This window comes from Megasphaera sp. NM10 (assembly GCF_000417505.1).
In the GTDB taxonomy this organism is placed as follows: domain Bacteria; phylum Bacillota; class Negativicutes; order Veillonellales; family Megasphaeraceae; genus Megasphaera; species Megasphaera intestinihominis.
This window is the reverse complement of record NZ_APHY01000050.1, coordinates 1-4,447: the sequence shown is the minus strand read 5'-3', so window position 1 is coordinate 4,447 and position 4,447 is coordinate 1. Positions and strand designations below refer to the sequence as shown.

The 4,447-nt window shown below is 43.1% G+C and carries 6 protein-coding genes and 1 pseudogene; 1 reads left to right on the top strand and 6 read right to left on the bottom strand.

All coding sequences use genetic code 11. The annotated features are described in order from the left end of the window. Window positions 1-198: 198 nt before the first annotated feature. The 4 genes from NM10_RS13820 to NM10_RS08845 all read right to left on the bottom strand — a co-directional run bounded on the left by NM10_RS13820 (window position 199) and on the right by NM10_RS08845 (window position 1,872). Window positions 199-609 carry a hypothetical protein gene (locus tag NM10_RS13820; RefSeq protein ID WP_147675865.1) on the bottom strand — a complete coding sequence of 137 codons (411 nt, stop codon included), beginning with the start codon at window positions 607-609 and terminating at the stop codon, window positions 199-201. A gap of 27 nt (window positions 610-636) precedes the next feature. Further along, window positions 637-927 (bottom strand): hypothetical protein, encoded by a 291-nt coding sequence (locus NM10_RS08855; protein WP_020311241.1) that lies wholly within the window; start codon window positions 925-927, stop codon window positions 637-639. A gap of 17 nt (window positions 928-944) precedes the next feature. Continuing rightward, entirely contained in the window at window positions 945-1,313 is a 369-nt protein-coding gene (locus tag NM10_RS08850; protein ID WP_020311240.1) for an IS110 family transposase, read from the bottom strand. 175 nt (window positions 1,314-1,488) lie between these two features. Then, window positions 1,489-1,872, bottom strand: coding sequence for an exonuclease domain-containing protein (locus NM10_RS08845; RefSeq protein ID WP_020311239.1), 384 nt, complete (start codon window positions 1,870-1,872; stop codon window positions 1,489-1,491). A gap of 143 nt (window positions 1,873-2,015) precedes the next feature. Here NM10_RS08845 and NM10_RS08840 point away from each other — a divergent pair, with 143 nt between their 5' ends. Then, a complete protein-coding gene (locus NM10_RS08840; protein WP_020311238.1) occupies window positions 2,016-2,741 on the top strand; it encodes a M48 family metallopeptidase in 726 nt (241 codons plus the stop codon). A gap of 72 nt (window positions 2,742-2,813) precedes the next feature. On the opposite strand, the gene NM10_RS08835 is transcribed toward NM10_RS08840, so the two are convergent. Next, window positions 2,814-3,683: a cation diffusion facilitator family transporter gene (locus tag NM10_RS08835; protein ID WP_020311237.1), complete on the bottom strand. Its 870-nt coding sequence runs from the start codon at window positions 3,681-3,683 to the stop codon at window positions 2,814-2,816. Between the two features lie 270 nt (window positions 3,684-3,953). Further along, window positions 3,954-4,232, bottom strand: a pseudogene (locus NM10_RS08830) (ABC transporter substrate-binding protein); the annotation flags it as partial. Window positions 4,233-4,447: the final 215 nt, after the last annotated feature.

Genomic DNA, 4,447 nt, shown 5'->3' with positions numbered 1-4,447 from the left:
GGGACCAAAATGCTGCTTCAGGACGTCCTGTACGTCTTCCGCGCTCTTGATGTCGTAGTTGTTGAGGATTTGCTGAGCAATCTGCTCGCCTGGGGTAGTTGGTGGAGTTTTACACTTTGCCATTCTGTTACCGTCCTTATCTTTGTTTACCCCAGTATGGGGCATAAAGTAGATTCATGCAATACCGATTTACACAAACTATTTTACACTCCCGGGGCATAAACCATAACACATGAGTAAACCATTATCTGGCATCATAACAGTGTTATTATTATAATTCCAACCAACAACCAATGGTTCAAAATGTTCTTCATTGTCAGTACCACGTACCCAGAAATCCGATTTAAATGTTTCTCCTGGTTCTATCGTAGGGCGGGGACCTCTTGAGTCTACTTCATACCCGATGCCGCCTAGATGATTTAATACTGCTTGTACCCGATCCAAAGGAACTAAGGCAGTATATATCCGCTTTTCCCCTTCATACCCATTGTAAGGTTTAGATGTTACTTCACCTATAACAACATATTTTTCTGTTGATTTTATATAAGGTTGATTTAAATGAGCTAAACAGCCGGGCAACCAATTAGTATCCAATAAAATCACTCCCATATCCCGTCTTCATTTGTTAATAGAACATTATTTTTTCTTTCTGAAATATTCCTTAAAAGCTTCTTGAATCGAAACTCCCTTTTCTACGGAATTTTTCTTTATCGAATTGTAAATATTGATATCCTTTCCATCAAATTCAAGATCTACCCTTCTGGTTTCATTTCCGGCAACATGCTCATAATTTTCGGGGTTTGCATAGTAGCAATGTCTACACATATCAATATCTTTTATGGTCCAATTTTTGCAATGCTCACATGCCCAGCTTTTCGCCCTATTTGCGCTGGGAGATAGTAACATGAAATATGATGTATCCATCATATCTTCCGGATCACCACCTATTTCAAAAGGCACTCTATGATCAGGTCGATGAAGGACTTTTTATAGTTCCGGATGACCTTCGGATTCAAACAATACACGAAGGTGTGGAACGGAGCCAGGACGTCACAGGAGGATAAGTAGTTGGCAATGTGGATTCCATAAAAGGAAGTCGATTCCAACGCGATAATTAATCTGGAAAGGTCCGAACGGGATGGGAGAGCGATCGCCAATCGTTGGGCCAGTTCCACGGCGCCGGGCTGATTATTGGCTACTTTGAAGCGTTGTAATGGTTTCTGAGATTCAAAATCCAGGAGTACTACAACATGGCTGCGGGAGCCAATGTCAACCCCAACAAAAAGAGTAGAAAGAAGATCCGCCTTCTTCAAACAAAACACCACCTTTCCGGCTAAGGATAGAAGGGTGAACAGGGATTATCCTGATCTTAATGGCTGACTGCACCTCGCGAATGAGCATTCACCCGTGAGAATCAACGTTGCTGGATCCATTCTCGCCCGGGGACGCAATATCTGTGTAAGCAGTATGTGACAACTAAGGCAGGCGTCAAGCTTTTTGAGCAGTCACCGTACGGGAAATTTCTACTGTGCAAGCATAGGACACATCCGGCGTTTTTAACTGATAGGTTTTTAAAAGACTGCGCAGAACTCGTGTATCAAATACCGCATAGTGAGCCACAATAATTCTTCCTGCAATGCGTGGTCGAATTTCTTCCCACAGAACATCAAAATGCGGCTTTTGCTCCACCTGCTCCGGCGTAATGCCATGGATCCGGATATTATCGGGAGAAAATACCATAAAGGGAGGCTTAATAAGAGTGTATGCTTCGTCCGTACAAATATCATCGTGCATAGTAACAGCCGCCAAAGAGCAGGCGCTGTTGGCATATTTATTGGCGGTTTCAAAATCAATAGCGGTAAAATCAAGCATGGCAATTATCCTTTCTTGTAACCCTTACATCATACGTATATATTATACCATAGACACTGCCTTCTCTGTATGAAAACAAAAAAAAGGTTGCTCCATAAGGACACATCATAGATAATAGAGATAGCATAATCAGGAGGTTATTTATGAAAAAAATCACCAAACGGCAGCTTGACATTGGGTCTTATGTCATTTCCTATGAATTGGAACGAAAAGCCGTAAAAAATATTAATCTGCGAATTCGCAGCAATGAAACGATTTACGTATCAGCCAATCCTCATATTCCACAAAACCGCATTGACGCTTTTCTAATAGATCAAAGAAATTTTATCCTGCGTTCCCTAAAACAAATCCGTCACTATGGCCAGGCCCATCGTCAATGCGTGCTTGTCGATGGTTCCGCACTCTGTATTGCCGGCAAAACAGTTACCTTAGCAGTTTTTCCTGGCAAACCAAGCCGTATGTGGATTAAAAATGATATATTGTACATGACAGCACCTGCTGATGACAGTACCAGCGGACTGCGCTTATACCGCCGTTTTCTTGCTGCCGAAGCAGCAATACTCTTTCCGCAGAGCTTGCAGCGTATGCACAGACTCATTGCTCCATATGGAGTATCTATGCCGGCATTTCATCAGCGCATTATGAAATCCCGTTGGGGCTCCTGTATGCCATATAAACAGAGTCTGACATTAAACACATATTTAGCCGTTATGCCAGAGACCTGCATTGATCAAGTAGTCCTCCACGAGCTTTGCCATCTTATTCATCCAAATCATTCCACTTCGTTTTATGCACTTTTAACACATCTTATGCCGGATTGGAAAACACGCCGGCAGTCCATGGAGCACTACATCTCTTATTGCATTTAAATATACAACGGCTCCGAAGGTACATGCGAGTATCTCGGAGCCGTTTTTGTCCATAATATAGGAATTCTTTCATTATTTCGGTTCGATATGAATAGTCGGGTCACACGGACCATACTGATGATGCAGGGAAATTTCCACGGCATCAGAAATAGCGTGAGCCTGATATACTGGCAGTTTTCTATCCACTTCCAGATGAAAATCCATGACCGTCGTTTCGCCAACGATACGTGTACGCAGATGATGATATCCCATCACGCCGGGATTATCCAGAATAATTCGCCCAATGCGCCGTTCTTCAATTTCACTTAAAGACGCGTCCGTCAATTCATCATAACTCTGGCGGCACATTTTATAGCCCACACGAAGAATCCCGCCGGCAACCATACAGGCAATCATCGGATCAACCCATGTCCAGCCCGTAATCTGAATCAGTGCAACGCCGATCATGACCGCCGCGGAAGTCCATACGTCAGCACGCAGGTGCATGCCATCTGCCTTCAAGGCTTCCGATTTGGTTTGTTTGCCGACACTGTACAAGCGCTGGGATACGACAGCGTTAATCAGACTGGAAACGGCCATGATACCGATTGCCAGATAGAGATTCTCCTGCGGCTCCTGCGGCGTCAAAAATTTACTGATAGCCTCATAAAAAATTAAGAAAGCCGCAACAATAATAAGCAATGATTCGAATGCCGCCGATACATTTTCTACCTTGCCATGCCCGTAATCATGATCGGCATCCGGCGGTGCTGCAGCCTTTTTTACTGCAAGGCATGCGATAACCGAGGCCAACAAATCCACCCCGGAGTGAATCCCTTCAGATATAATACTGACTGTTCCGGTAGAAATCCCAACCGCCAGCTTGCCGGCAACCAGAAGGCCGTTGCTGATAACAGATAACCGTGCCGTACGATGTTTTAGTTGATTTTCATTCTGTGACATACTTATCGCTCCTTATATCATATTGAAATGATTGAACTTTCCACGATAAAACCACAGGACATGGCGTTACAGCAAGAAACTATAACAAAAAAATAACCTGTGGAACCGTAGTATATATGAGACCCACAAGTTATTCTAACCTGTTGCTTGCGCCCGGCTGAAAATCAGCCTGTTCATTACCTATATATTATCATTTATATTCTCACTTGTAAATATATTGAGAATATAAATAAGTCATGCTATTTATTCGTACTTGTAGTATAAAAAAAACTACAGCTCGCCTGTCGGCCTTTTTTCCAACAGCACCGGCTTTCCTTTCTGAAAGGTGAGTACAAAAACATTCTTTATCGCATCATGATTAGTATCCAGGCTTATTTTACCCGTTACTCCCTCAAAATCAATAGTTTTTCCTAATTCTACCGCAACACTTCGAGGATCACCGGACTTACTTCTTTTGATAGCTTCGGCAGTCATCATAAGAGAATCATATCCCAAAGCTGCATAGCTATCCGGCCATTCTCCATATTTTCCGTAATATGCTTCTGCAAATTTCTCCGATAATTGGGTGTGTCAAGAGTTTTGTGTAAATCGATTCAATAAGCAACATCGTATTGCTGCATAAGCTGAGACATCCTGTCGTCCATGAGCAGCTGGTTCCGGACCATCGCCCAGTTTGCGACGTGACGACCCTTCCATTTTTTATAGAGCTCTTGGATGCGTAGGTAGAAAATCTTGAAGACTGCACTSMTCGTTGGGGAAAGCGA